Source organism: Streptomyces bluensis (assembly GCF_014650715.1).
In the GTDB taxonomy this organism is placed as follows: domain Bacteria; phylum Actinomycetota; class Actinomycetes; order Streptomycetales; family Streptomycetaceae; genus Streptomyces; species Streptomyces bluensis.
In genome coordinates this window covers 575,236-599,016 of record NZ_BMVM01000003.1, presented here as the reverse complement: position 1 = coordinate 599,016, position 23,781 = coordinate 575,236, and the positions used below count along the sequence as shown (strand labels likewise).

Genomic DNA, 23,781 nt, shown 5'->3' with positions numbered 1-23,781 from the left:
CGTCACCCGAGTCCCCCGCGAAACGGATGATCACCCGATCCACCCGACGGACATCCTTCACGCCCGTCGGATTGCGCTGCTCTCCCACGACGGCCTCGTCGGCCGACTCCGCTGGGCTGCTGACCTGGCTGGTCACTGAACTGGACCTCCCTTGAGGCGGCTGTCTGGGAGCGGCCGTCCGGCCGGCCTTCCCAAGACCAACCCTACGTCGGTAAGGGTGGCCTTCCCTGGAGCGTTCGCATGGCGGACGCAGAAATGAGACAGTTGGGCACCCTGACTTGTCATGATTTACCCGCCTCCGGTGTTTCCTCGGGAGACGCTCCGTACTCGTCCTTCGGTTCTCGGCCCAAAGGCCCATGGCAGTGAACGCATCTCGTGTCCGGCGTTTTATCTCTGTTATCGGACATCTGACACGCTGTCATTCCGTCATGAGTTCAGATAGGTCAGCACCGCCAGGACGCGCCGGTGATCCCCGTCGCTCGGGGACAGCCCGAGCTTCAGGAAAATATTGCTGACGTGCTTCTCCACCGCGCCGTCACTCACCACGAGTTGATGTGCGATCGCCGAGTTGGTCCGTCCCTCGGCCATCAGTCCTAGGACCTCCCGCTCCCTCGGGGTGAGGCCCGCGAGCACGTCCTGCTTGCGGCTGCGCCCCAGCAGTTGCGCGACGACCTCCGGGTCCAGCGCCGTACCCCCCTCGGCCACCCGCACCACCGCGTCCACGAACTCACGCACTTCGGCCACCCGGTCCTTCAGCAGATAGCCGACACCGTGACTGGAACCGGCGAGCAGCTCGGTGGCGTACTGCTCCTCCACGTACTGCGACAGCACGAGCACGCCGAGCTCCGGATGCTCCCGCCTCAGCTGTACGGCCGCCCGCACGCCCTCATCCGTATGCGTCGGCGGCATCCGCACATCCGCCACCACCACGTCCGGCAGCTCACCCTGCGCCGCCAGCTCCGTGATGGTCTTGATCAGAGCGTCTCCGTCCCCGACGCCCGCGACGACCTCGTGCCCACGGTCGGTCAGCAGCCGAGTCAGCCCCTCTCTGAGCAGCACCGAATCCTCGGCGATGACCACCCGCACCCTGTCCTCCACGATCCTCGGCCCCCCGAGCCCTGTGTGTCCGGCCGCCCCGTGTATCGGGCGGGCCTCCGGCGACCCGTCCTCCCGCCGCCTCTCGGCACATCAGTATCCCGCGATCCGTCCGCCCTCACGGAGCCTGTGGACAGACTCGTCCCGGACGGCGGGAAAGACACAGCACGCCGCCCCCCGCCCGCGCAGACAGCACGAACAGGGGGCGACCTCGGCCCACCTCAACCCACCTCAGCCCGCCTCAACCCACGCCAACCAACCTCAACCCACGCCAACCAACCTCAACACACGCCAACCAACCTCAACCCACGCCAACCAACCTCAGCCCACGCCGACTCACCTCAGCCGCGCCAACCCACCTCAGCCCACATCAACCCACCAGCCCGCCACCGCGCTACCCACGACGCCAAGGCAGCTCCGCCGTGACCCGCGTCGGACCCGCCACCGGCGAATCCACCACCAGAATCCCGTCCACGGCGTCCAACCGCTCCGCGAGCCCCGCCAGCCCCGACCCGGCGGACACATCAGCCCCGCCGATGCCGTTGTCCACCACCTGGAGCATCAGCCGGTCGTCCACCTTCCACACATCCACCGTCGCCCGGGTGGCCCCCGAGTGCTTGCTCACGTTCTGCAGCAGTTCGGACACCGTGAAGTACGCGATCCCCTCGATCGCGGGCGCCGGCCGAGCCGCCGGCAGATCCACCTCCACCCGCACCGGCACGGCGCACCGGGACGCGACCGCCGACAACGCCGCGTCCAGCCCCCGGTCCGTCAGCACCGCCGGGTGGATCCCCCGCGCCAGGTCCCGCAGCTCCTGCAACGCCGTCTTCACCTCACCGTGCGCCTCGTCCACCATGCGCGCCGCCGCCTGCGGATCCTCCGCCAGTTTCTCCTTCGCGAGCCCCAGATCCATCGCCAGCGCCACCAGCCGCGCCTGCGCCCCGTCGTGCAGATCGCGTTCGATGCGGCGCAGGTCGGCCGCGGCGGCGTCGACCACGACCCCCCGGTCCGACTCCAGCTCCACCACCCGCGTCGCCAGCCGGGACGGCCCCAGCAGCCCCTGCACCATCAGCTCGTTCACCATCGTCAGCGCCCGCACGATCCACGGCGTGGCCAGCGTGAACAGCAGCCCGACCAGCGCGGTCACGGTGATCTCGAACGGGTTGTCCAGGTACACGTGGTGCGACCCGTCTCCGTACAGCTGGATCCCGTCCTGGCCCACCCACATGGGGAAGACCCAGAACCAGAGCGGATACGTGAGCATCGCCCACCCGGAGGCCCAGAAGGTGACCGCCACCACGAACGAGAACACCGCCCACGGGAACTGCACCACCGCATACAACAGGTGCCGCCACGACGCGCCGCTCTTGAACACGGCACCCATCCACGCCATGGCCCCGGACCGCTTCACCCGCAGCGGCTCGGGCGCCGCCACCTCCACGCCCAGCAACCCACGCGCCCGCGCACGCTCCATCGCACCGAGCCCCCGGACGCCCGCCAGCGCTGCGGCCAGCACCGGTACGCCGAGGAACGTGATCAGCAGCCCCGCCCCGAGCGACACCATCGTCACGCCGTACACGAACATCAGGATGCCGATCGGCAGGCTCAGCAGCACATACGCGAACTCCCGCCAACTGCGCGCCTCGAACGGTGCCCGCAGCCCCGCCGGGAGCCGATGCCGCCGCTTCCCGACCGCCTCGGAGCCACCCCAGCTCCCGTACTCGTGTCCGTACTCCGTGGCCATGGCCGCCGTCCGTTCTCCTGCGGCGGGGTTCGCTTCGGATCCCGCACTTCGGATGTCGTGGTTCGCGTGGTTCGTCGTGGCTCCACAGTGCTCGCAGCGAGCCGACCGGGCCATGAAGGCCGTCGGCCTCTTGAGGCGGGGGTTTTCCCCACCTCGTCCCTCCGGGGCCCCTTAGGGACCCCTTAGGCCCTTAGGGGCTCCTCAAGGGCACACGACAGCACGGACAGCACCTGGAGGGGCGTCCTCACCTTCTGCGCGTCTGCGCCCCCTCGTCGCCCCTGTCCCGCCACGGCAGCTCCGCCGTCACCGTCGTGGGCCCCCCGACCGGCGACTCGACGACGAACAGCCCGTCGACCGCGCCCAACCGTTCCGCGAGCCCCGCCATCCCCGTACCGCCGTCGAGGGCCGCGCCGCCGCGGCCGTCGTCCCAGACCTGGACGAGCAGCCGTTCGTCGGTGCGCCACACGTCGACGGCTGCGGACCGGGCCCCACTGTGCTTGCTGACGTTCTGCAGGAGCTCGGAGACGGTGAAGTAGGCGATGCCCTCGATCGCGGCGGCCGGACGGGTCTCCAGGTCCACGGTCACCTTCACCGGCGCCGTACAGCGTGAGGCCACCGCGGACAGGGCCGCGTCCAGGCCCCGGTCCGTCAGCACCGCCGGATGGATCCCCCGCGCCAGGTCCCGCAGCTCCTGGAGCGCCAGCTTCACCTCACCATGGGCCTCCTCGACCATCGCCGCCACGTGTTCGTCGTTCCGGCCCTCCAGCAGCTTCTCCTTGGCGAGGCCGAGGCCCATCGCGAGGTTCACCAGGCGCGCCTGGGCGCCGTCGTGGAGATCGCGCTCGATGCGGCGCAGGTCGGCCGCCGCCGTGTCCACCACGACTCCCCGGTCGGACTCCAGCTCCGCGATACGGCGCTCCAGTTCCTCGGAGGGGGAGAGCAGACCGCGCACCATCGCCCGGTCCGCGTTCGTCAGCGCCCGTGCGATGTACGGCAGCACCGGCCACAGCACGAAGAGTGAGGTGAGCGTGATGACGAAGGTCGCGACCCCCCAGGGCAGGCGCATGAACTCGTACAGCATCGTGCGCCAGCCCACCGGGTCCTTCACGCTCGTCCAGACCTGCGAGAAGAATCCGCCGTTCCCCCGCATCGGCAGCGGACTCGGCTCGTCCACCCGCACGCGCAGCAGCGCCCGGGCCCGCGCCCGCTCCAGCTTCCCCAGCTGCCGGGCGCCCAGCAGCGCGGCCGCGAGCAACGGGAGGCCGATCACCGTCACCGTCAGAGAGGCCGAGGTGAACAGCACGGTCACGACGTAGGTGAACCCGAACAACGCCACCGGCATATTGGCCAGGAGATGCGCGATCTCCCGCCACGTCTGCCCGTCGAACGCGAACCGCGCGGGCGGTAGCGGATCGGACGGCGTCCGGCCGGCCGGCAGCGGCCGTCCGGAAGGCGAGACCAACGGGTTCTGTCTGTCCCGTGAAGGGTGTGGCTGATGGGAGCCGACGGGGATACGAGCGGTCATGCCGCCCAGACTGCCCGGCTGGCCCCCACTGCGCCATGAGGACGGCCGCCCGGCCATCCTGGGGAAAACCCCACCATCCCCGGCAGCCCGGGCGGCCTCTCCGAGCCGAGCCGTTGCGCGTTACCGTTCAAGCTGAGACGGGCTGCTTACCGTTTCTTTAGCAGGGCCTAGACTCCCGTGCGTACAGATCAGCGAACCACAGCGATCACGGCGGCCGGCAAGCCGGGACCGGGCAGGTCACGTCACATCAGGTCAGGCCCAGTGGTCGAAGTCGACCAGAGGCGAAGTCAGGGAGTGAGGGGACGGACGTGCCGGAACCGACGGTTGTCGCAGCTGTCACGACCGGAACCGTAGCTGTGAGCGGGGCCGGGGTCGGTACCGGAGCTGTGAGCGGGGCCGGAACCGGAGCTGTGACGGGGGCCGGGACTGTAACCGGAATTGGAACCGGAACCGTGACGGTGGCCGCGTCCGACTACTTCCAGTCCTACTCGGTCGTCGGACTGCTCGCCGTCATCGGCGTGCTGTTCGTCGCCGTCGCCTTCGGCGCGGGTCGCCTGCTGCGCCCCGTCGTCCCCACCCCCGAGAAACTCCTCACGTACGAGTGCGGAGTCGACCCCGTCGGCGAGGGCTGGGCGCACACCCAGGTCCGCTACTACGTGTACGCCTTCCTGTACGTGATCTTCGCCGTCGACTCGATCTTCCTGTTCCCCTGGGCGACGGTCTTCGCCGCCCCCGGCTACGGCGCGACGACGCTCGTGGAGATGTTCATCTTCCTGGGCTTCCTGACCGTCGGCCTGCTCTACGCATACAAGAAGGGCGTCCTGGCATGGACGTGACGCCAGAAGTGACTTCGCCGGAGCCTGTCCGTCCGGAGCCTGTTCGTCCAGAACACGGTCGCCCGGAACCTGTTCGCCCGGAGCCCGTTCTCCTGCCGGAGCCGAAGCGTCTCGGCGCGCTCGCGCGTCTCGCCCCGGAGCCGATGAAGGTGATCCTGAACTGGGGCCGCCGCTACTCGCTCTGGGTGTTCAACTTCGGCCTCGCCTGCTGCGCGATCGAGTTCATCGCCGCGTCGATGGCCCGCCACGACTTCATCCGCCTCGGCGTGATCCCGTTCGCACCCGGCCCGCGCCAGGCCGACCTGATGGTCGTCTCCGGCACGGTCACGGACAAGATGGCCCCGGCCGTGAAGCGCCTGTACGAGCAGATGCCGGAGCCGAAGTACGTCATCTCGTTCGGCGCGTGCAGCAACTGCGGCGGCCCCTACTGGGACTCGTACTCCGTCACCAAGGGCGTCGACCAGATCATCCCCGTCGACGTCTACGTCCCCGGCTGCCCGCCCCGCCCGGAGGCCCTGCTCCAGGGCATCCTGAAACTCCAGGAGAAGATCGCGCGCGAGTCGCTGGGAGAGCGGTACGGCCACGCCGCGCGCCCGTCGACGGCCGCGCTGGAGAGCGGGCTCGTGGCACCGCCGGCTGCCGCCGGGAAGGGGGACCGGTGACCGGCTGGCTCCCCGCGCCCGTCGAGGAACTCTTCGGCCCCGAGGCCACGGCCGAGGAGTCGTACGGTGTTCTCACCGTGGACGTCCCGTCCGCATCCTGGACCCAGGCGCTCCGTACGGCCCACTCCGCCTTGAGCTGCACGTTCTTCGACTGGCTGAGCGCCGTCGACGAACCCGGCACGGGCTTCCGCGTCGCCGCCCATGTCGTCGCCCTGGCCCCGGTCCGGCGCCTCCTTCTCCGTACGACGGTCCCGCACGAGACCCCCGCCCTGCCGACCGCCACCGGGGTGTACGCGGGCGCGGCCTGGCACGAGCGCGAGACCCACGAGATGTTCGGCGTCATCTTCGAGGGCCACCCGGGGCTCGCCCCGCTCCTGCTGCCCGAAGGATTCGAGGGGCACCCTCTGCGCAAGGACTTCGTCCTGGCCGCACGCGTGGCCAAGGCCTGGCCGGGTGCGAAGGAGCCGGGCGAGTCGGACCATGGCGGCCCCAAGCGCCGCCAGATGCTCCCGCCGGGCGTCCCCGATCCCAACGAGTGGGGGCCCCTCAAGGGCCAACTCCCCCCGGCCCCGAGCCGCCCCACCCGCGACCGTCCCTCCCGCGCCGCCGGAGAACGGCCCACTCGCGCCGCGGGCGACCGCCCCGTCCGCCGCACCCGCTCGGCAAGCGAGGGCTCGGCCAGCCAGACTACGGCGGGTGCGGGTGCGGGTGCGGGTGCGGGTGCGGGTGCGGGTGCGGGTGCGGGTGCGGGTGCGGGTGCTGGTACTGGTACGGGGCCGGGTGCGGGTCCAGCGCCGACGACGCCGCGTCGTACCCGTACCGCCGCCCAGGGGTCGGTCAGCCAGACCGGGTCTCCCTCCGGTACGACCCCGACACGGCGTTCACGGAGCGCGAGCGAGGGTTCGGCGAGCCGGCGCTCGGAGTCCGCAGAGTCCACGGGGCCCGCGGAGTCCGCAGAGGCGGCGCCCTCCGCGAGGGCCACGGAACCGACAGCCCCGACCGAGCCCCGCCCGGAGCGCCCCAATCCGAAGGCACCCACCTCCCGCAGCACGGACGCCCCCTGGCACCACGCCCGCCCCGCCTTCGAAGAACCCGAACCCACCGCGAAGCGGGAGCCCGAGCCGAAGCCGGAGCCGAAGTCGACGCCGGACCCGATGCCGGACCCGACGCCAAAGCCGGACCCGGACTCGACCCCGGACTCGCCCCCGACCCCGGACTCGACCTCGACCTCGGACTCGCCCCCGACCCCCGACGACCCCTCAGGAGGCACGCAGTGAACGACGCGCTCGACGTCGCCCTGCGACTCCTCGTCGTCTTCGTCGTCTTCCTCACCTTCCCTTTGATCATCGGCCAGACCGAACACAAGGTGATGGCCCACATGCAGGGCCGCCTCGGCCCCATGTACGCCGGCGGTTTCCACGGCTGGGCCCAACTCGTCGCCGACGGCGTCAAGTTCGCCCAGAAGGAAGACATCGTCCCGGCGGGCGCGGACCGCCGTATCTTCCAGCTCGCCCCCGCCGTCGCCCTCCTCCCGTACCTTCTCGTCCTCCTCGCCATTCCCATCGGCCCGGGCGAAAGCGCGGTCGGCGAGGTCATCGACGCGGGCATCTTCTTCGTCCTCGCCGTCATGGGCGTCGGCGTCCTCGGCTCCCTCATGGCCGGCTGGGCCTCCGCCAACAAGTTCTCCCTCCTCGGCGGCCTCCGCACCGCCGCCCAACTCCTCGCCTACGAACTCCCGATGCTGCTCGCCGCCGCCTCCGTCGCGATGGCGGCCGGCACCGTCTCCCTCCCGGGCATCGTCGACGCCTTCGAGTGGTGGTGGCTGCCCTGGCAGATCGTCGGCGCGATCGTCTTCTTCGTCGCCGGTCTCGCCGAACTGCAGCGGCCCCCGTTCGACATGCCCGTCGCCGACTCGGAGATCATCTTCGGCGCGTACACCGAGTACACCGGCCTCCGCTTCGCCCTCTTCCTCCTCGCCGAGTACGCCGGAATCGTCGTCCTGTGCGGCCTGACCACCGTCCTCTTCCTGGGCGGATGGCACGGCCCCTGGGGCGCCGACGGCCTCGGCTGGGTCTGGACCCTCCTGAAGACCGCGATCCTCGCCTTCGTCGTCATCTGGCTGCGCGTCACCTATCCGCGTCTCCGCGAGGACCAGCTCCAGAAGCTCTCCTGGACCCTCCTCGTCCCGCTCGCCCTCGCCCAGATCGCCCTCACCGGCGTCGTCAAGGTGGTGAACCCCTAACGTGGCCCCCATCCCCGGCTCCGGCCTGGCCAAGGGCCTGGCCGTCACCCTCCGCACGATGACCAGGAAGACCGTCACCGAGCAGTACCCGGACGCCCAGCCCGAACTCCCGCCCCGCACCCGCGGTGTGATCGGGCTGTTCGAGGAGAACTGCACGGTCTGCATGCTGTGCGCCCGTGAGTGCCCGGACTGGTGCATCTACATCGACTCCCACAAAGAGACGGTCCCTCCTGCCGCCCCGGGCGGCCGTGAGCGCAGCCGCAACGTCCTCGACCGCTTCGCCATCGACTTCTCCCTCTGCATGTACTGCGGCATCTGCATCGAGGTCTGCCCCTTCGACGCCCTCTTCTGGTCCCCGGAGTTCGAGTACGCCGAGACCGACATCCGCGACCTCACCCACGAACGCGACAAGCTCCGCGAGTGGATGTGGACCGTCCCGGCCCCGCCCGCCCTCGATCCCGGCGCCGAGGAGCCGAAGGAGATCGCCGCGGCCCGCAAGTCCGCGGAGAAACTGGCCGCGGCCCAGGCGGAGTCGGCAGCCCAGTCGGAGTCGGCAGCTCAGGCGGAGTCGGCAGCGCAAGCCGAGTCGGCAGACCAGGTACAGCCCCAGACCGAGCCAGCAGCCGAGCCCCCATCCAGTGCCAGGCCCCACACAGGGACCGCGGCCGGGCCCGAGCCGGAACCGGACACCAACCGGAAGCCGCAGGAAGGAGAGTCGTGAGCCTCACCGCAGCCGCAGCCACGGTGGCGCACACCGCGACCACGGCGGCCGGTGCCACGGTGGCGCACACCGCCACCACCGCTGCCGGTGCCACGACCACCGCCGCCGACGCCCACGGCTTCCTCTCCCCGACCGGTGTCGAGATCGCCTTCCTCCTCGTCGGCCTGGTCACCCTCGGCGCCGCGATCGTCACCGTCACCACCCGGCAGCTGGTGCACGCCGCCCTGTGGCTGGTGGTCGCGCTCGGCGGCCTCGCCGTCGAGTACCTCCTGCTCACGGCCGAGTTCATCGCCTGGGTTCAGGTCCTCATCTACGTCGGTTCCGTCGTGGTCCTCCTCTTGTTCGGTCTGATGCTCACCAGGGCCCCCATCGGCCGTTCCCCGGACGCCGACTCCGGCAACCGCTGGGCCGCCCTCACCGTGGCCATCGCCTCGGCCGCCGCCCTGGTCTGGGTCGTCGTCGACGCCTTCCGCACGACCTGGATCGACCTGGACGGCGCCGCCGCCGGCTCCACCGAGGTCACCGGCAAGGCCCTGTTCCAGAACTGGGTCCTCCCGTTCGAAGCCCTCTCCGTCCTCCTCCTCGCCGCCCTCGTCGGCGCGATCGTCCTCTCCCGCAAGGCGAAGGCGACCCCAGCCACGGCGAGCACCCCGAGCGGCCTCAGCGTCTCGGCCGCCCGGAGCGCCAAGGCCGCCAACACGACGCCGGCCAACGAAACGCCGGCCACCGAGACGGCGCCCAACGAAATGCCGGCCACCGAGACGCCGGACAGCGGCACAGCAGACAACGGCACACCAGCCGGCGCCACGGCAGATCCGGACAAGGGAGGGGCCCTCTGATGCACCTCACCTACCCCGCCGTGCTCTCCGCCCTCCTCTTCTGCACGGGCCTGTACGGCGTCCTCGCCCGCCGCAACGCGATCCTGGTCCTCATGTCGGTCGAGCTGATGCTCAACGCCGTCAACCTCAACCTCGTCGCCTTCGACGTCTGGCTCAGCAGGGCAGCCGAGGAGACCCTGCACTCCGGCCAGGCCCTGACCCTGTTCACCATCGCCATCGCCGCCGCCGAGATCGGCATCGGTCTGGCGATCGTGCTCGCCGTGTACCGCAACCGCGGCACCTCGGACATCGACAAGCTCCGCGACACCGCCGAGGGCCCCGACAGCGACGGCCCCGACAGCGACGGCCGCGGCACCGACGGCCTTGACAGTGAAGCCCTCGCGGCCCAGAAGGCTGAGGCCACCGCGTGACCACCACCACCCTCGCCGTCCTCGTCCCCCTCCTTCCTTTCCTCGGCGCCGCGGCCGGGCTGCTCCTGGGCCGCACGGCGCCCGGCTTCGTCCGTCCCCTCGCCGTCCTGCCGACCCTCGCGGCCTTCGTGCTCGCCGTGCTGGTCGCCCTACGCCAGGGCGGCGGCCGGAGCATCGACGCAGCCACCGAACTCACGCCCACCGGCTCGGTACCCATCGAACTCGCCCTGCACATCGACGGGTTCGCCGCCCTCGTCGCCGTCCTGGTCGGCCTGGTCGCGACCTGCGTGCAGATCTACTCGACGGGCTACCTGCGCGACGACGCGCGCTACCCCTCGTACGCCGCTCTCGTCTCCCTGTTCACCTCCGCGATGCTGCTCGTCGTCTACTCCGGCGACCTGATGGTGCTGCTGGTCGGCTGGGAGATCATGGGCATCTGCTCCTACTTCCTCGTCGGCCACTACTGGGAGACCCCGGAAGCCCGCGCCGCCTCCATCAAGGCCTTCCTGGTCACCAAGCTCGGCGACGTCCCCTTCCTCATCGGCATCTTCGCGCTCGCCGTGGACGCCGGGTCCTTCCGCATCACGACCGTCCTGGGCGCGGTCGCGAGCGGCGGACTCGACCACCCGACGCTCATCGCCCTGCTGCTCCTGGCCGGTGTGGCGGGCAAGTCGGCACAGTTCCCGCTCCACACCTGGCTTCCCGACGCGATGGCGGGCCCCACGCCCGTCTCCGCGCTGATCCACGCCGCGACGATGGTCGCCGCCGGTGTCTACTTCATCGCCCGGCTCCTCCCGGTCTTCGCCGCCTCTTCGGCGGCCCTGCTCGTCATGGCCGTCATGGCCGCGGTCACGATGCTCGGCTCCGGCCTCGCCGCGCTCGCCCAGGACGACATCAAGCGCGTCCTCGCGTACTCGACGATCGGCCAGCTCGGCTACATGACCGGCGCCCTCGCCGTCGGCGACCGCGGTGCCGCCGTCTTCCACCTCCTGTCCCACGGCGCCTTCAAGGCGCTGCTCTTCCTCGCGGCCGGCGTGATCATCCACGCCGCCGGCACCAACTCGCTGGCCGCCACATCCCGCATGAAGGGCCTGCGCGACCGCGTCCCCGACGCCTACTGGACGATGACCGTGGCGCTCCTCGCCCTCGCCGCGATCCCGCCCTTCAGCGGCTTCTTCACCAAGGAGGCCGTCCTCGGCGCAGCCGAACACGTCGCCACCGGCCATGCCGAGGGCATCCCCGGTGCCGCGGGCTGGATCGTCCTCGTCACCGGCCTCCTCACGGCCCTGCTCACCGGCGCGTACGCCATGCGCCTGTGGCTCCTCGCCTTCCACGGTCGGGGCGCCGAGGCCCCCGACCACGGCAAACAGCCCCTGGCCATGAACGCCGTGCTGTGGCTCCTCGCCGTCCCGTCCCTCGCCTTCGGCCTGGCCACCGGTGCCCTGTCCGACTGGTTCGACGGACGCGACCTGACCCCGACCCTCACGACGTCCGTGCTCGGCACGGGCCTCGCCCTGGTCGGCGGGCTGGTGACCTACGGCGCCTGGAAGCACACCACCGCGCTCGCGGCCCGTGTCCCCATGGGTGCGGTCGCCGCCCACCCCGAGGGCGACGCCGCCCAGGTCGAGGCCGAGGCCCTCGCGAGCCATGCGCCCGCGTACGGAGACGTGGCCGCCGCACCCGACCCGGCGGACCCGGGCCGCCTGCTGCTCGGCCCACTGCACCGGCACGCGGCCGTCGGCTTCCACCTCGACGCCGTGTACACGACGCTCTTCGTCCGGCCGGTCCAGGCCGGAGCGAGCCTCGTCCGGTTCCTCGACCGCGAGGTCGTCGACACCTACGTACACGGCGCCGGCGCCGTGCCCCGCCTGCTCGGCGCGGCCGTGCGGCGCGCCCAGACCGGCAATGTGCAGACCTATGTGAGCGCGCTGCTCGCCGGCACCGTCGTCCTCGCGGTCGCCGCCGTCCTCGTCGCCACGGGAGCGTGAGCAGGCGTGATCGATATCAACGAGTCCGTGATGCAGTTCCTTCTGGCATTCGTCGTCGTCGGCCCGCTTCTCGGCGCCGTCGCCGCTCTCCTGCCCGCCCCGCCCGGACTGAAGGGGAAGTCACCCGAGCAGGCGGTGCTCCGCCATGGCGTGACCGTGACCGGTGCGGTCCTCATCGCCGTGATCGTCCTCGCGGTCGGCTTCGACCACGACCATCCGTCGAAGATGCAGGCCAGCACGGACATCAGCTGGATCCCGGCACTCGGCGTGCGCATCCACCTCGGCATCGACGGCATCTCCCTCCCCCTTCTGGTCCTGACCGCGCTGCTGACCTTCCTCTGCGCGCTGTACTCCTACTTCAAGCAGCAACATCAGCGGCTGGCGCCGGGGGCCGCGGGCCCGTCCCCGAAGGCCTTCGTCTCCCTCCTGCTCCTCCTGGAGTCCGGCACCCTCGCCACCTTCGCCGTCCTCGACCTGCTGCTCTTCTTCCTCGCGTTCGAGATGGTGCTCATCCCGATGTACTTCCTCATCGCCCGCTGGGGCGGTGAGCAACGGACCCGCGCCGCCTGGAAGTTCATCCTTTACACACTGCTCGGCTCCGTCGTCATGCTGCTGGGCCTGCTCCTGATCGGAATCAAGGCAGGCACATTCGACATGGTGGCACTCGCCACTGACAACGGCCGGTCACTCACCACATCCGTGCAGGTCATCGCCGCTTTGGCGGTCGGAATCGGGCTCGCGGTCAAGACGCCGATGTGGCCGCTGCACAGCTGGCTGCCGGACGCCCACACCGCGGCGCCGACCGTCGGCTCGGTCCTGCTGGCCGGCGTGTTGCTGAAGATGGGGACGTACGGGTTCGTCCGGATTCTGCTGCCGGTCACGCCCGAGGGCCTCACGACCTTCGCGCCGTACCTCGCGGCGTTCGCGGTCGTCGGCATCATCTACGGTTCGCTGGCCTGCCTCGCCCTCGCCAGGCGGGGGGCCAAGGGCGACCTCAAGCGGCTCATCGCCTACTCCTCCGTCGGCCACATGGGCTTCGTACTCCTCGGCATCGCGACGATGACCCCGACCGGCGTGAACGGCGCGCTGTTCGCGAACATCGCCCACGGCCTCATCACCGGCCTGCTCTTCTTCCTGGTCGGCGCGCTCAAGGACCGTACGGGCACCACCGACCTCGACACCCTCGCGCAGGAGACCGGCGCCGCCCTCTACGGCAAGGCGCCACGCCTCGGCGGCCTGCTCGCCTTCGGAGCCGTCGCCTCACTCGGACTGCCGGGCCTCGCCGGGTTCTGGGGCGAGATGCTGGCGCTGTTCGGCGCGTTCAGGCCCGCCGACGACCTCAACCGCCCCGCCTTCCTCACCTTCATGGCGATCGCCGCGTTCGGCACCCTGCTCACCGCCGCGTACCTGCTCGTCGTCGTACGCCGCGTCTGCATGGGCGCCGTACCGCAGGAGAGCCCGAAACTGACCGACGTCCAGACCTACGAGTTCGCCGCCTGGACACCGCTCGTGGCGCTCACCGTCCTCGCCGGCCTCTGGCCCGCGGCACTCCTCGGCCTGACCGACCCGGCCGTGCAGCAGCTCCTCGCAGGAGGCACCCGATGAGCTCCCTGGCCCAGTCCGCGGCCCAGTCCGTGGTCCAGTCCGTCGACTGGGTCGCGATCGCGCCGCCCACCATCGCGGCGGTCGTCGGACTCCTCGTACTCGTCGCCGACCTCTTCGTGGACGACAGCAAGAAGGTGCTGCTCGGCTGGGTGTCCGTCACCGGCCTCGCCGCGTCCACCCTGGCGTTGCTGCCCCTCCTGGACGGCGACCGCTCGACCTTCTGCCTGACCGGCGACGCGAACGTCTGCAGCTACACGGCCGACCGGTTCGCGCTCGTCATCCAGTTCCTCGTCCTCGGCGGTGCCCTCCTCGCCGCCCTGCTGTCGATGACGGCCCTGAAGGACGCCAAGAGGGAACTCCCCGAAGGGGAGTTCTGGTTCCTGCTGCTGTCGTCCGCCGCGGGCGCCGCTCTCCTGCCCGCATCGCGCGACCTGGCGACCCTCATCGTCGCCCTGGAGGTGGCCTCCCTGCCCGCCTTCGCCCTTGTCGGCATCCGGCACGGCGACAAGCGGTCCTCCGAAGCCGCCCTGAAGTTCTTCCTGTCGTCGGTCACCGCGACCGCCGTGAGCCTGATGGGCATCAGCTTCGTGTACGCCTCCACGGGCACCCTTTACCTCACCGAGATCGCCGACAGCATCCGTCAGGTCGACGGTCAGTTCCACACGCTCGCCCAGGCCGGGGTCGTCCTCACCCTCATCGGCTTCGCCTTCAAGACGGCCGCCGTACCGTTCCACTTCTGGGTGCCCGACACCTACGTGGGAGCACCGCTCCCCGTGGCCGCCTACCTGTCGGTCGTCGGCAAGGCGGTGGGTTTCTCCGGGCTGATCCTCGTCACTGTCGTCGCCCTCCCGTCGTACGCCGACGTCTGGGGCCCCGCCCTCGCCGTGCTGGCCGCCCTCACCATGACCATCGGCAACGTCGGCGCCCTCCGGCAGCAGTCCACGCGCGCGTACAGTGCGGTCCGGCTCCTCGCGTGGTCCTCCGTCGGCCAGGCGGGCTACCTCCTGGTACCCATAGCCGCGGCCGCGTACTCCGACGACGCCCAGAAGGCGATCGGCTCCACCGTCGCCTACGCCCTGATGTACGCGGCGGTGAACCTCGGCGCCTTCGCCGTGGCCGCGCTCGTGGCCCGTACGCAGCCACTGAACCGCGTCAGCGACTACCGCGGCCTGTACGCGGCCAGCCCCGTCACCGCCCTGCTCCTCGGCTTCTTCCTGCTCTGCCTCGCCGGTCTCCCGCCGGGGATCATCGGCCTCTTCGCCAAGGTCACCGTCTTCTCCGCGGCCGTCGACGCGGGCCTCGGCTGGCTCGCCGTGGTCATGGCCGTCAACGTCGTGATCGCCCTCTTCTACTACCTCCAATGGACGGCCCTGTTGTTCCGTGCCCCCGAGAGGGAGCCCGAGAAGCACCGCGTACCGGCCCCGCTGACGGCCGCCATCGCTCTCACCGGGGTCCTGGGAATCGCTCTGTCCGGAGCACCCCAGCTGGTCCTGCGCTTCTCCGACGCCGGCCTCTTCTGACTCCAGTACGCCGTCCACGCGCGCAGAGACACCCTCAACCCCCACGCGCGCGTGAGCCTGGCACCGCCCCTCACCCGTGCGGTCGAAGGCGCCCCAGCCCGCACCAGGGAACCAGGGCTCCTCGCCTCGCGTTGACCAGAACGGGAGGGTCCACTGAGAAGTGGAGTCAGCAGCATCCGCAAGCAAGGGTTCCCCTGCCGCACGACCTGGAGGGCGTACCGTGCACCGCCGGCACAACGGGCTCAGGACCGCCGTACTCCTCGGGGGGCTGTCCGCACTCATCATCCTCATCGGCAGCTTCTTCGGCCGTACGGGCCTCATCGTGGCGCTCGTCGTCGCCCTCGGCACGAACGCGTACGCGTACTGGAACAGCGACAAGCTGGCTCTACGCGCGATGCGCGCCCGCCCGGTGAGCGAGTTCGAGGCCCCCGCCCTCTACCGAATGGTTCGCGAACTCTCCACCCAGGCCCGCCAGCCCATGCCGCGCCTGTACATCTCCCCGACGGACGCGCCCAACGCGTTCGCGACGGGGCGCAACCCGCGCAATGCGGCGGTGTGCTGCACCGACGGCATCCTGCGCCTCCTGGACGAGCGCGAGTTGCGCGGTGTGATCGGGCACGAGCTGAGTCATGTCTACAACCGCGACATCCTGATCTCCTCGGTGGCCGGCGCCCTCGCTTCGGTGATCATGTTCCTCGTCAACTTCGCCTGGCTGATCCCCATCGGCCGCTCCGACGACGACGACGGCCCGGGCATCCTCGGCATGCTGCTGATCCTGATCCTGGGCCCGCTCGCCGCGTCCCTGATCCAACTCGCCATCAGCCGCTCCCGGGAGTACGAGGCGGACGCGTCCGGCGCCCAGCTGACCGGCGACCCCTTGGCGCTCGCAAGCGCCCTGCGCAAGCTCGAAACAGGCACCAAGCAGCTTCCGCTGCCCCCGGAGCCGCGTATCGAGACCGCGAGCCACATGATGATCGCGAACCCCTTTCGCCCAGGCCAGGGGCTGTCCAAGATGTTCTCGACACACCCACCGATGGCGGAGCGCATCGCCCGTCTGGAGCAGATGGCAGGCCGCCACCAGTAGGACACCCCCAGAAACGTGTCGGTGAAGGCAGGAGCGCCGCGTCACCGCCTGTACGCGCGCTCATGATTGGCGGGCAGGACGGACGCTTTCCTCCGTCGGCAAGAACTCCGCAACCACCTCGGTGAACGCCTCCGGCACTGCGTGGTGGACCAGGTGCCCGACCGGGATGGTGACCATGAGTGCGCCTGGGATACGGCGGGCCAGCTCGGCGACGCCGTCCTGGGACACATGGCTGCGGGGGCCGCCGGCCACCACGAGGGTCTCGGCGGTGATCCTGCTGAGTCCCTCCAGCCACCGGGGATCGGGCTGGTCGATCTGCCGTCTGACGGCCGGTACCGTCTCCCAGTCGAAGGTCAGGTTGCCGTCCGGCCTGGTCGGGGTGTTGGGCTCACGGGGACGGGGGACCGGCACGTCCTCCAGGACGAGTCGGGTCACCCGCTGCGGATGGTCCTGTGCGAGCAGGTAGGCCACGATCCCGCCCATGGAATGCCCGATCAGGTCTACGCGGTCCAGTCCCAGCGCGTCCAGGAACCGCAGCACATCGGCCCGCATGAGTTCGAGCGAGTAGTCCCCCGGCCAGTCGCTTCGGCCGTGTCCGCGCAGGTCGAGGGCGTATACGCGTCGGCTGCGGGCAAGGAGGGGCACCACCGGCTCCCAGTCTGTGGCATCTTCGCCCAGCGCGTGCAGCAGGACGACCGGCGGAGCAGCCGGCGGACCCGACACCCGATAGGCCAGCCGGATTCCGCCCACCTCGACCAAGTGATGATCAATCATGACCGGAGGCTATGCGCAAAGGCCCTCAGCTCAACGGCACGGTCCCGATCGTCACCAGCCGACCGTGTCGTCAGCGTCCGCCGAACGCCTGGTCAGTCGATACCACCTCACGTCCCAGCGGCATCAGCGAGACCGGAATGAGCTTCAGATTGGCCCACCCGAACGGGATGCCGATGATCGACAGGAACAGCGGGATGCTCGTGATCAGGTGCCCGAGCGCCAGCCACCACCCCGCGAAGACCACCCAGATCACGTTGCCGATGAACGACGGCGCACCGGCATCGGGCCGCTCCACAGTGGTTCGGCCGAACGGCCACAGGACGAAGCCCGCGATACGCAGCGACGCGATGCCGAACGGGATGGTGACGATCAGGATGAAGCACACCAGCGCGGCGAGCGTGTAGCCGATGGCCATCCAGATCCCGCAGAAGATCAGCCACAGAATGTTCAACAGCAGGTTGAACAGCTTCATGATCGACACCCTTCCAGGTCACTCCGACGGCACTACCTGCTAAGACAAGTATCAGCTGGTCAGACGCTCAGGCGGAACCGCAACAACCCTGTCGCATGATCGGGAACGTTCGGAGACGATTCCGTTCGGCATCGCCGCGTTCCGTGCCGTGACGGGTCTGTGCGTCACGATCGCCGGCATGTCCTGGACATCGCCAACTGCACGGGTTCCCCGTCCCGTTGCATCGCCTGGAGCGGTCCGGACGTTCACTTCGCCTGAGCGCCTGCGCAGTTATCCACAGCCTGTTATCCACAGCCTGCCCGAGTGTCGGTGCCGACCTGCATCATGAACCCATGACCGAGTTCGAGCAGTTGCTGGACAGGGTGGCGGACAAGGCCCGCACCACCCGCCCTTGGGGCTGGCCTTCGTTGCCCGCGCCCGTGGAGGAGGCGACCGTCACCCGCGCCGAGTCCGCTCTGGGCTTCGCCCTGCCGCCGCTGCTCGCCGCGCTCTACCTGCGCATAGGCGATGGGGGATTCGGCCCGGAGTACGGCCTGTTGCCCCTGCTCGACAGCCCGCCCGCCGGCGAGCCGGCCGCCGTCACGCAGTACCTCGCCAACCGCAGGAGCGGCCGTAAGGACCCCGAGTGGCCCTGGCCCGAGGAAGTACTGCCGATATCCCACTGGGGCTGCGGAATGTACGCGTGCGTGGACTGCCGCACCCCGGAAGGCACGGTGCTGCTCTACGAGCCGAACGCCGACGCGGCCGACCGCGCCTGGTACGTGGACGCCCCCACCCTCACGGAGTGGCTGCACGCCTGGCTCGCCGGCACGGGCTGGTACGAGGAGTCCAACGACGGGATGGACCTGGCCCCTTGGACGGAGTTCCGGATACGCACGGGGGCTGCCCAGGCGTCGTAACCGTGCGGTGTCCTCCCGACGGCACCGCACGGCCGCGCGGACACCGTGTGCGTGCCCGCTGCGGAGCCGCCTCGGCCGTCAGCTCCCCGCAGCCCTGCCCCGCCCCCGAGAGCCCCACCACTGCCGTACGGCATACGCGGCCGCCCCCACGCCCAGGACGGCCGTACCCACAGCCACCGACACCCCGGGCAGCGCGAACGCCAGCGTGACGCAGCCGACGAGCCCGACCACCGGTACGACCCGCGCCACCGGAGCCGGACTCAGCGTCCAGGCCGACGCGTTGGCGATGGCGTAGTACGCGAGCACACCGAAGGAGGAGAAACCGATCGCGCCCCGTACGTCGGTGGTGGCGGCCAGCACGGCGACCACCGTGCCGACGGCCAGTTCCGCCCGGTGCGGCACCTGGAAGCGAGGGTGCACGGCGGCCAGGGCGCCGGGCAGACGCCGGTCGCGGGCCATGGCGAGCGTCGTCCGGGAGACCCCCAGGATGAGCGCCAGCAGCGACCCCAGCGCGGCGACGGCGGCACCGACCCGCACGACGGGAACGAGCCCCGGGACGCCGGCGGCCCGGACCGCGTCGGCCAGCGGTGCCGAGGCGTCCCCGAGCCCGCCGGACCCCAGCACGGAGAGGGCGGCGACAGCCACCGCCGCGTACACCACGAGCGCGATGCCCAGCGCCAGCGGGATCGCGCGGGGGATGGTGCGCGCCGGATCCCGTACCTCCTCGCCGAGGGTCGCGATCCGGGCGTACCCGGCGAACGCGAAGAACAGCAGGCCGGCCGCCTGAAGCACTCCACCGGCGCCCGACGAGAGCCCGATGTCCAACCGTCCGGCATCGGACTCCCCGGACCCGAGACACACGACCACCACGGAAGCGAGGACTGCCAGCACCACCGCCACGATCACCCGCGTCAGCCAGGCGGACTTGTGGACGCCGCCGTAGTTCACCGCGGTGAGCGCCACCACGGCGGCGACGGCCACGGCGTGCGCCTGACCCGGCCAGACGTACGCGCCCACGGTGAGGGCCATAGCCGCGCACGAGGCCGTCTTGCCGACGACGAACGACCAGCCCGCCAGATACCCCCAGAAGTCCCCGAGCCGCTCGCGCCCGTACACATACGTGCCGCCCGACGCGGGGTAGACCGCCGCCAGCCGTGCCGACGACATGGCGTTGCAGTAGGCGACCAGTGCGGCCACCCCGAGACCCAGGAGGAGCCCCGACCCGGCCGCGGCAGCCGCCGGGCCCAAGGCAGCGAAGATGCCCGCCCCGACCATCGACCCCAGGCCGATGACCACGGCGTCGCCGACCCCGAGCGTCCGCCGCAGGCTGGTGTTCGAACCGGACTGCGTCATGGCCCGCACCCTACTGACCAGTGCAACCGGCAGGCACCGCCGGGACGTCCTCCACCACAACAGCACACCAAGAGACCGTGACACCGAGACAAGAAGAGACCGCGACACCGGACGAGCGCCACCAGCACCCCGCACATACGTCCGGACCAACGCGAGTCACAGTGCGGCAGGTGTGAAAACAGCCTGGTCGGAGCAGGAGAACAGCGCAGACACAGAACGGAAGGGCAGGTTCACGGCATGGGCATCATCAGCTGGATCATTCTGGGGCTGTTGGCCGGAGCCATCGCCAAGTTCCTGCTGCCGGGGCGTGACCCGGGCGGCTTCATCGGCACGACCCTCATCGGCATCGCGGGCGCGTTCATCGGCGGCTGGATATCGGCCCGTTGGCTGGACCACCCCATCAACGAGAACTTCTACGACGGCGCCACCTGGGCCGCGGCCATCGGCGGCTCCCTCGTGCTGCTGATCGCCTACCGCATCCTCTTCGGCCACTCGCGCCGCTGATCAGACATACCCGAGCCCGCAGCGGCAGGCGAGAGGGCCGGTCCGGCGTCAGCAGGCACCGGACCGGCCCTCATCGTGTCCGACACGGACGAGCTGCCCCGACGGAGCGGCTCTGCGGCAACGCGAACGACCAACACCCGCTCGGCAGGAACCAGTTGCTCACCAGCGGCTTCGGGTGAATCACCGGTAGTTCACGAACTGCAGCGCGAAGTCGAAGTCCTTGCCCTTCAGGAGGGCGATCACGGCCTGCAGGTCGTCGCGGCTCTTGGAGCTGACCCGCAACTCGTCACCCTGCACCTGGGCCTTCACGCCCTTCGGACCCTCGTCGCGGATGATCTTCGCCACCTTCTTGGCGTTCTCCTGGGAGATGCCCTCCTCGATCGACGCGAAGATCTTGTACTCCTTGCCGGACAGCTGAGGCTCGCCCGCGTCCAGCGCCTTCAGGGAGATCCCGCGCTTGATCAGCTTGGACTGGAAGACGTCAAGGATCGCCTTCACCCGGTCCTCGGAGTTCGCCTCCATCAGGATCTTGTCGCCGGACCACGCGATCGAGGCACCCACGCCCTTGAAGTCGTAGCGCTGCGAGATCTCCTTGGCGGCCTGGTTGAGGGCGTTGTCGACCTCCTGCCGCTCGACCTTCGAGACGATGTCGAAACTGGAGTCGGCCATGTCCTGTGGCTCCTTGTATCAGAGGGCGAAACGGATGCGAATCGGCCTACGCGGGGCGATCGCCGAGCCCGGCGTCGATCCCCGGGCCGCATCCGCATAAGCCTAGCCACCTCGTCCCCTCGGAGCGCAGATCAATCGGGTGGCGAAGCACCCCCGAGCATCAGGTATCGTTTACGTCGTTGCCAAGGAGCGCCGCCGAAAGGCGGACCGAACGGCGACAACCCCGGCGGTGTGGCTCAGCCTTCCCAGGTTCGAATCCTGGCGCCGCCACACTGGGGAAGACCCCTTCCGAACTGCGGAGACGCAGCGTGGAAGGGGTCTTTTCGTTTCGTTTTCCTGAGCGTGGGGCCGACACTGAGAGCATGTCGTCGCGTCGCAGAAGGTGCCCTGAGTGTCGTCGCGAGATCGCCGTGGTCGCCGGGCGGTTCGCGCGGCATGATCCGCCGGGGGCGGACGGCGGGCTGGTGTCGTGTCCCGGGTCACGCAGGTCCGCGGAGGTGGGGGCGGCTCAGCCGACCCTTGACGGATATGTGGTTCCCGAGTTCCCTGGCCAACTGCCGCTGTTCTGACGCCTTCTGGCACCTGGTCCGGCCCGGACCGGCCCGGTTCGGGGGCAGAAGGAGGCAGGAAGAGGGGGAGGAGTCCGGGGCCGCGGAGTTGCTCCGGGGTCGTTCACCGGTCGCGTATGCCGTCTCCATTCAGCACTGTCCCCATTCCGCACTGTCGCCTTTCCGCACCGGCCCCTTCAGTTGCCCGCCACCGACTTCACCGCCACCGACACCGGCGTCGAGCCGCTGATCAGTTCCAGGGTGAGGCCGGCTGTGGCCGACGTGTCCACCAGTTCCGCGAGCACGGCGGCCACGTCGTCGCGCGGGATGGAGCCGCGGCCGGTGGAGGCCTCCAGGCGGACGAGGCCGGTCCCCGCGTCGTTCGTCAGTGCTCCGGGGCGCAGGATCGTCCAGTCCAGGGCGCTCTGGCTCCGGACGTACTCGTCGGCCTTGCCCTTGGCGCGCAGGTACGCGTCGAAGACCTCGTCGCCCTGGTGATTCGGGTCGGCGCCCATCGACGACACCACGATGTAGCGGCGCACGCCCGTGCGTACCGCGGCCTCCGCGAACAGCACCGCCGCGCCGCGGTCCACCGTGTCCTTGCGGGCCGCCCCGCTGCCCGGGCCCGCACCCGCCGCGAAGACGGCCGCGTCCGCGCCCTGCAGATGCGCGGCCACCTCTTCGACCGTGGCCGACTCCAGATCGCACAGCACCGGCTCGGCACCGACCGTCCGCAGGTCGTCGCCCTGTTCGCGGCGGCGGATGATGCCCGCGACCTCGTCGCCGCGCCCGGCGAGCAGCCGCTCCAGCCGCAGCGCGATCTGTCCATGACCTCCAGCGATGACAATGCGCATGTCTCCGACCGTACGCCCGACCGGACCCATCCGCCGCATGTCTCCTCGATCGGCTCCGCCACCCCGGAGGGCTTCCAGCGCAGGGGACTTCCCACCCCGGCCGGTCCTCAAGAGCCCTACGACGGCGCGCCCCGGCCTTGCCTGGGCAGGTCCAGCGCCGCGGCCGCCGCCGAGTTGCAGTACTCGCGGACCGCGCTCGTCCGTGCCACCACGCGCCCCCGGTGCACCACGATCCGGCTGTACGCCAGTGAGAGCGCCCCCGCGAGCCGGTCGCCCCGTACGGCGAGGAGTTCGGAGGGGAAACCCGCCTCCACCCGTACCTCGGCGAGCCCGAGGACCTTCCGAGCCGAAGTGCTCACCGTGTCGTACGCGTCCTCGGCCCGCAGACCGTGGCGCGAGGCCAGCAGATACGCCGCCTCCAGTGGATCGCCGCGCCCCACGGGATTCGACAGGTCCCGCAGGGACCCGCTGCCCGCCGCGACCCGCACGCCCGCCGCGCGCAGCAGCCGTACGGGAGCCGTGCCCCGGTCGTCCGCGCCCCCGCAGCCGCCCTGTGGGATGCACACCACGCTGATCCCGGCCGCCGCGAGCTGGTCCGCCGCACGCGCTGCCGCCTCGGCCGGCAGACGCCCGAGCCCGCCGCACGGACCGAGCGTCACGCCGGGCCGCAGGCCGCCCGCCATCGCCGCCAGCCGGCCGAGCCGCGCGGGATCTGAGCCGTCGACATGCAGATCGACCGGGCAGCCGTGCTCGGAGGCGATCTCCAGGACCGCCTCCACATACCCCGTGGGATCGGGGTCCAGATCTGGACGACCGCCCACCGCGGAGGCGCCCATTTTCACCGCGTCCCGCAGCATCGCGAGCCCGTCGGCGCCGGCGACCCCGGTCAGCAGCCGCGGCATCGCCACCGTCGTCAGTTCGACCAGTCCGCGCAGCGACCGCCCCGCCTGAAGCACCGCCTCCAGCGCGCCCAGCCCCTGTACGTCGCCGACGTGGACATGCGAGCGCAGTGCCGTCGCCCCGTACCCGAGCTGAAGCAGGGCCGCCTCGGTGGCCCGCCGCTGCACGTCCTCGGTGTCGTACGAGACCGGCCCGTCCACGTCGGCCGACAGTGCCGTGTCGCCGTGGGCGTGCGGCTCGGCCGGAGCCGGCAGCAGCAGATAGCCGCAGAGGTCCACGCGGGCGGCGTGAGCGCCCGGGCCTCCGTTGCCTCCGTCCGCCAGGCTTCCCGCCGTGCCCACCGCCTCGATCCGCCCGCCACTCAGCCGTACGTCCACCGTCCGGCCGTCGGTGAGCCGCGCCCCGCACAACAGGAGGGCGGTTCCCTCGGGCTGGCCCGACGAGGGCCCCGATGAGGAACTCGACGACGAAGGGGAGGGCTGCGGCTGACTGTCGGGCATCGCACTCCTGGGGTGGGCGGCTGCGCGAGGACCTCAC

General features: G+C 70.6%; 23 protein-coding genes. 14 read left to right on the top strand and 9 right to left on the bottom strand.

Annotated features, from left to right (window positions below; genetic code table 11):
- Positions 1-426 precede the first annotated feature (426 nt).
- From IE262_RS12735 to IE262_RS12725, 3 genes are all read right to left on the bottom strand, one after another.
- Positions 427-1,086: a response regulator transcription factor gene (locus tag IE262_RS12735; RefSeq protein WP_308432742.1), complete on the bottom strand. Its 660-nt coding sequence runs from the start codon at positions 1,084-1,086 to the stop codon at positions 427-429.
- A gap of 403 nt (positions 1,087-1,489) precedes the next feature.
- Positions 1,490-2,839 carry a sensor histidine kinase gene (locus IE262_RS12730; RefSeq protein WP_189873542.1) on the bottom strand — a complete coding sequence of 450 codons (1,350 nt, stop codon included), beginning with the start codon at positions 2,837-2,839 and terminating at the stop codon, positions 1,490-1,492.
- A 244-nt stretch (positions 2,840-3,083) separates the two neighbouring features.
- Positions 3,084-4,364, bottom strand: a complete 1,281-nt coding sequence (locus IE262_RS12725; protein ID WP_189873540.1) for a sensor histidine kinase — start codon at positions 4,362-4,364, stop codon at positions 3,084-3,086.
- A 410-nt stretch (positions 4,365-4,774) separates the two neighbouring features.
- On the opposite strand from IE262_RS12725, the gene IE262_RS12720 reads away from it, so the two are divergent.
- From IE262_RS12720 to htpX, 11 genes are all read left to right on the top strand, one after another.
- Positions 4,775-5,200: an NADH-quinone oxidoreductase subunit A gene (locus tag IE262_RS12720; protein WP_189873538.1), complete on the top strand. Its 426-nt coding sequence runs from the start codon at positions 4,775-4,777 to the stop codon at positions 5,198-5,200.
- Positions 5,191-5,862, top strand: a complete 672-nt coding sequence (locus IE262_RS12715; RefSeq protein ID WP_189873536.1) for an NADH-quinone oxidoreductase subunit B — start codon at positions 5,191-5,193, stop codon at positions 5,860-5,862. Before IE262_RS12720 ends, IE262_RS12715 begins: the two co-directional genes overlap by 10 nt.
- Positions 5,859-7,139 (top strand): NADH-quinone oxidoreductase subunit C, encoded by a 1,281-nt coding sequence (locus IE262_RS12710; protein ID WP_189873534.1) that lies wholly within the window; start codon positions 5,859-5,861, stop codon positions 7,137-7,139. The genes IE262_RS12715 and IE262_RS12710 overlap by 4 nt, the downstream gene beginning before the upstream one ends.
- On the top strand, positions 7,136-8,104 hold the full coding sequence (locus IE262_RS12705) for a complex I subunit 1/NuoH family protein (RefSeq protein ID WP_189873532.1): 969 nt from the start codon (positions 7,136-7,138) through the stop codon (positions 8,102-8,104). Before IE262_RS12710 ends, IE262_RS12705 begins: the two co-directional genes overlap by 4 nt.
- A 1-nt stretch (position 8,105) precedes the next feature.
- A complete protein-coding gene (locus IE262_RS12700; RefSeq protein ID WP_229877228.1) occupies positions 8,106-8,825 on the top strand; it encodes a NuoI/complex I 23 kDa subunit family protein in 720 nt (239 codons plus the stop codon).
- A gap of 59 nt (positions 8,826-8,884) precedes the next feature.
- Positions 8,885-9,664: an NADH-quinone oxidoreductase subunit J gene (locus IE262_RS12695; RefSeq protein ID WP_189873604.1), complete on the top strand. Its 780-nt coding sequence runs from the start codon at positions 8,885-8,887 to the stop codon at positions 9,662-9,664.
- Positions 9,664-10,074, top strand: a complete 411-nt coding sequence (gene nuoK / locus IE262_RS12690) for an NADH-quinone oxidoreductase subunit NuoK (protein WP_189873530.1) — start codon at positions 9,664-9,666, stop codon at positions 10,072-10,074. Before IE262_RS12695 ends, nuoK begins: the two co-directional genes overlap by 1 nt.
- Positions 10,071-12,062, top strand: coding sequence for an NADH-quinone oxidoreductase subunit 5 family protein (locus IE262_RS12685; protein WP_189873528.1), 1,992 nt, complete (start codon positions 10,071-10,073; stop codon positions 12,060-12,062). The genes nuoK and IE262_RS12685 overlap by 4 nt, the downstream gene beginning before the upstream one ends.
- A gap of 6 nt (positions 12,063-12,068) precedes the next feature.
- Entirely contained in the window at positions 12,069-13,667 is a 1,599-nt protein-coding gene (locus IE262_RS12680; protein ID WP_134040776.1) for an NADH-quinone oxidoreductase subunit M, read from the top strand.
- Positions 13,664-15,187 (top strand): NADH-quinone oxidoreductase subunit N, encoded by a 1,524-nt coding sequence (locus IE262_RS12675; RefSeq protein ID WP_134040777.1) that lies wholly within the window; start codon positions 13,664-13,666, stop codon positions 15,185-15,187. Before IE262_RS12680 ends, IE262_RS12675 begins: the two co-directional genes overlap by 4 nt.
- 220 nt (positions 15,188-15,407) lie before the next feature.
- Positions 15,408-16,271, top strand: coding sequence for a zinc metalloprotease HtpX (gene htpX, locus IE262_RS12670; RefSeq protein ID WP_134040778.1), 864 nt, complete (start codon positions 15,408-15,410; stop codon positions 16,269-16,271).
- Between the two features lie 60 nt (positions 16,272-16,331).
- On the opposite strand, the gene IE262_RS12665 is transcribed toward htpX, so the two are convergent.
- Both IE262_RS12665 and IE262_RS12660 read right to left on the bottom strand, forming a co-directional pair.
- The gene (locus tag IE262_RS12665; protein WP_189873526.1) at positions 16,332-17,045 is read right to left on the bottom strand and encodes an alpha/beta fold hydrolase; all 714 of its coding nucleotides are present in this window, start codon (positions 17,043-17,045) and stop codon (positions 16,332-16,334) included.
- Between the two features lie 70 nt (positions 17,046-17,115).
- Entirely contained in the window at positions 17,116-17,517 is a 402-nt protein-coding gene (locus IE262_RS12660) for a YccF domain-containing protein (RefSeq protein ID WP_134040779.1), read from the bottom strand.
- Positions 17,518-17,849: 332 nt separating this feature from the next.
- On the opposite strand from IE262_RS12660, the gene IE262_RS12655 reads away from it, so the two are divergent.
- A complete protein-coding gene (locus IE262_RS12655) occupies positions 17,850-18,416 on the top strand; it encodes an SMI1/KNR4 family protein (protein ID WP_134040780.1) in 567 nt (188 codons plus the stop codon).
- A 78-nt stretch (positions 18,417-18,494) separates the two neighbouring features.
- Here IE262_RS12655 and IE262_RS12650 read toward each other — a convergent pair whose 3' ends face one another.
- Positions 18,495-19,769 carry an APC family permease gene (locus tag IE262_RS12650; protein WP_134040781.1) on the bottom strand — a complete coding sequence of 425 codons (1,275 nt, stop codon included), beginning with the start codon at positions 19,767-19,769 and terminating at the stop codon, positions 18,495-18,497.
- Positions 19,770-20,006: 237 nt separating this feature from the next.
- Between IE262_RS12650 and IE262_RS12645 the strand changes: the two genes are divergently transcribed.
- Positions 20,007-20,273: a GlsB/YeaQ/YmgE family stress response membrane protein gene (locus tag IE262_RS12645; RefSeq protein WP_134040782.1), complete on the top strand. Its 267-nt coding sequence runs from the start codon at positions 20,007-20,009 to the stop codon at positions 20,271-20,273.
- 180 nt (positions 20,274-20,453) lie between these two features.
- Here IE262_RS12645 and IE262_RS12640 read toward each other — a convergent pair whose 3' ends face one another.
- Positions 20,454-20,942, bottom strand: coding sequence for a YajQ family cyclic di-GMP-binding protein (locus tag IE262_RS12640; RefSeq protein WP_134040783.1), 489 nt, complete (start codon positions 20,940-20,942; stop codon positions 20,454-20,456).
- 362 nt (positions 20,943-21,304) lie between these two features.
- On the opposite strand from IE262_RS12640, the gene IE262_RS39435 reads away from it, so the two are divergent.
- A complete protein-coding gene (locus IE262_RS39435; protein WP_229877227.1) occupies positions 21,305-21,511 on the top strand; it encodes a hypothetical protein in 207 nt (68 codons plus the stop codon).
- 176 nt (positions 21,512-21,687) lie between these two features.
- Here the strand turns inward: IE262_RS39435 and IE262_RS12635 are convergent, their stop codons facing one another.
- Positions 21,688-22,344 (bottom strand): SDR family oxidoreductase, encoded by a 657-nt coding sequence (locus IE262_RS12635; RefSeq protein ID WP_134040784.1) that lies wholly within the window; start codon positions 22,342-22,344, stop codon positions 21,688-21,690.
- 116 nt (positions 22,345-22,460) lie between these two features.
- Positions 22,461-23,744: an amidohydrolase family protein gene (locus tag IE262_RS12630; RefSeq protein ID WP_134040785.1), complete on the bottom strand. Its 1,284-nt coding sequence runs from the start codon at positions 23,742-23,744 to the stop codon at positions 22,461-22,463.
- Positions 23,745-23,781: the final 37 nt, after the last annotated feature.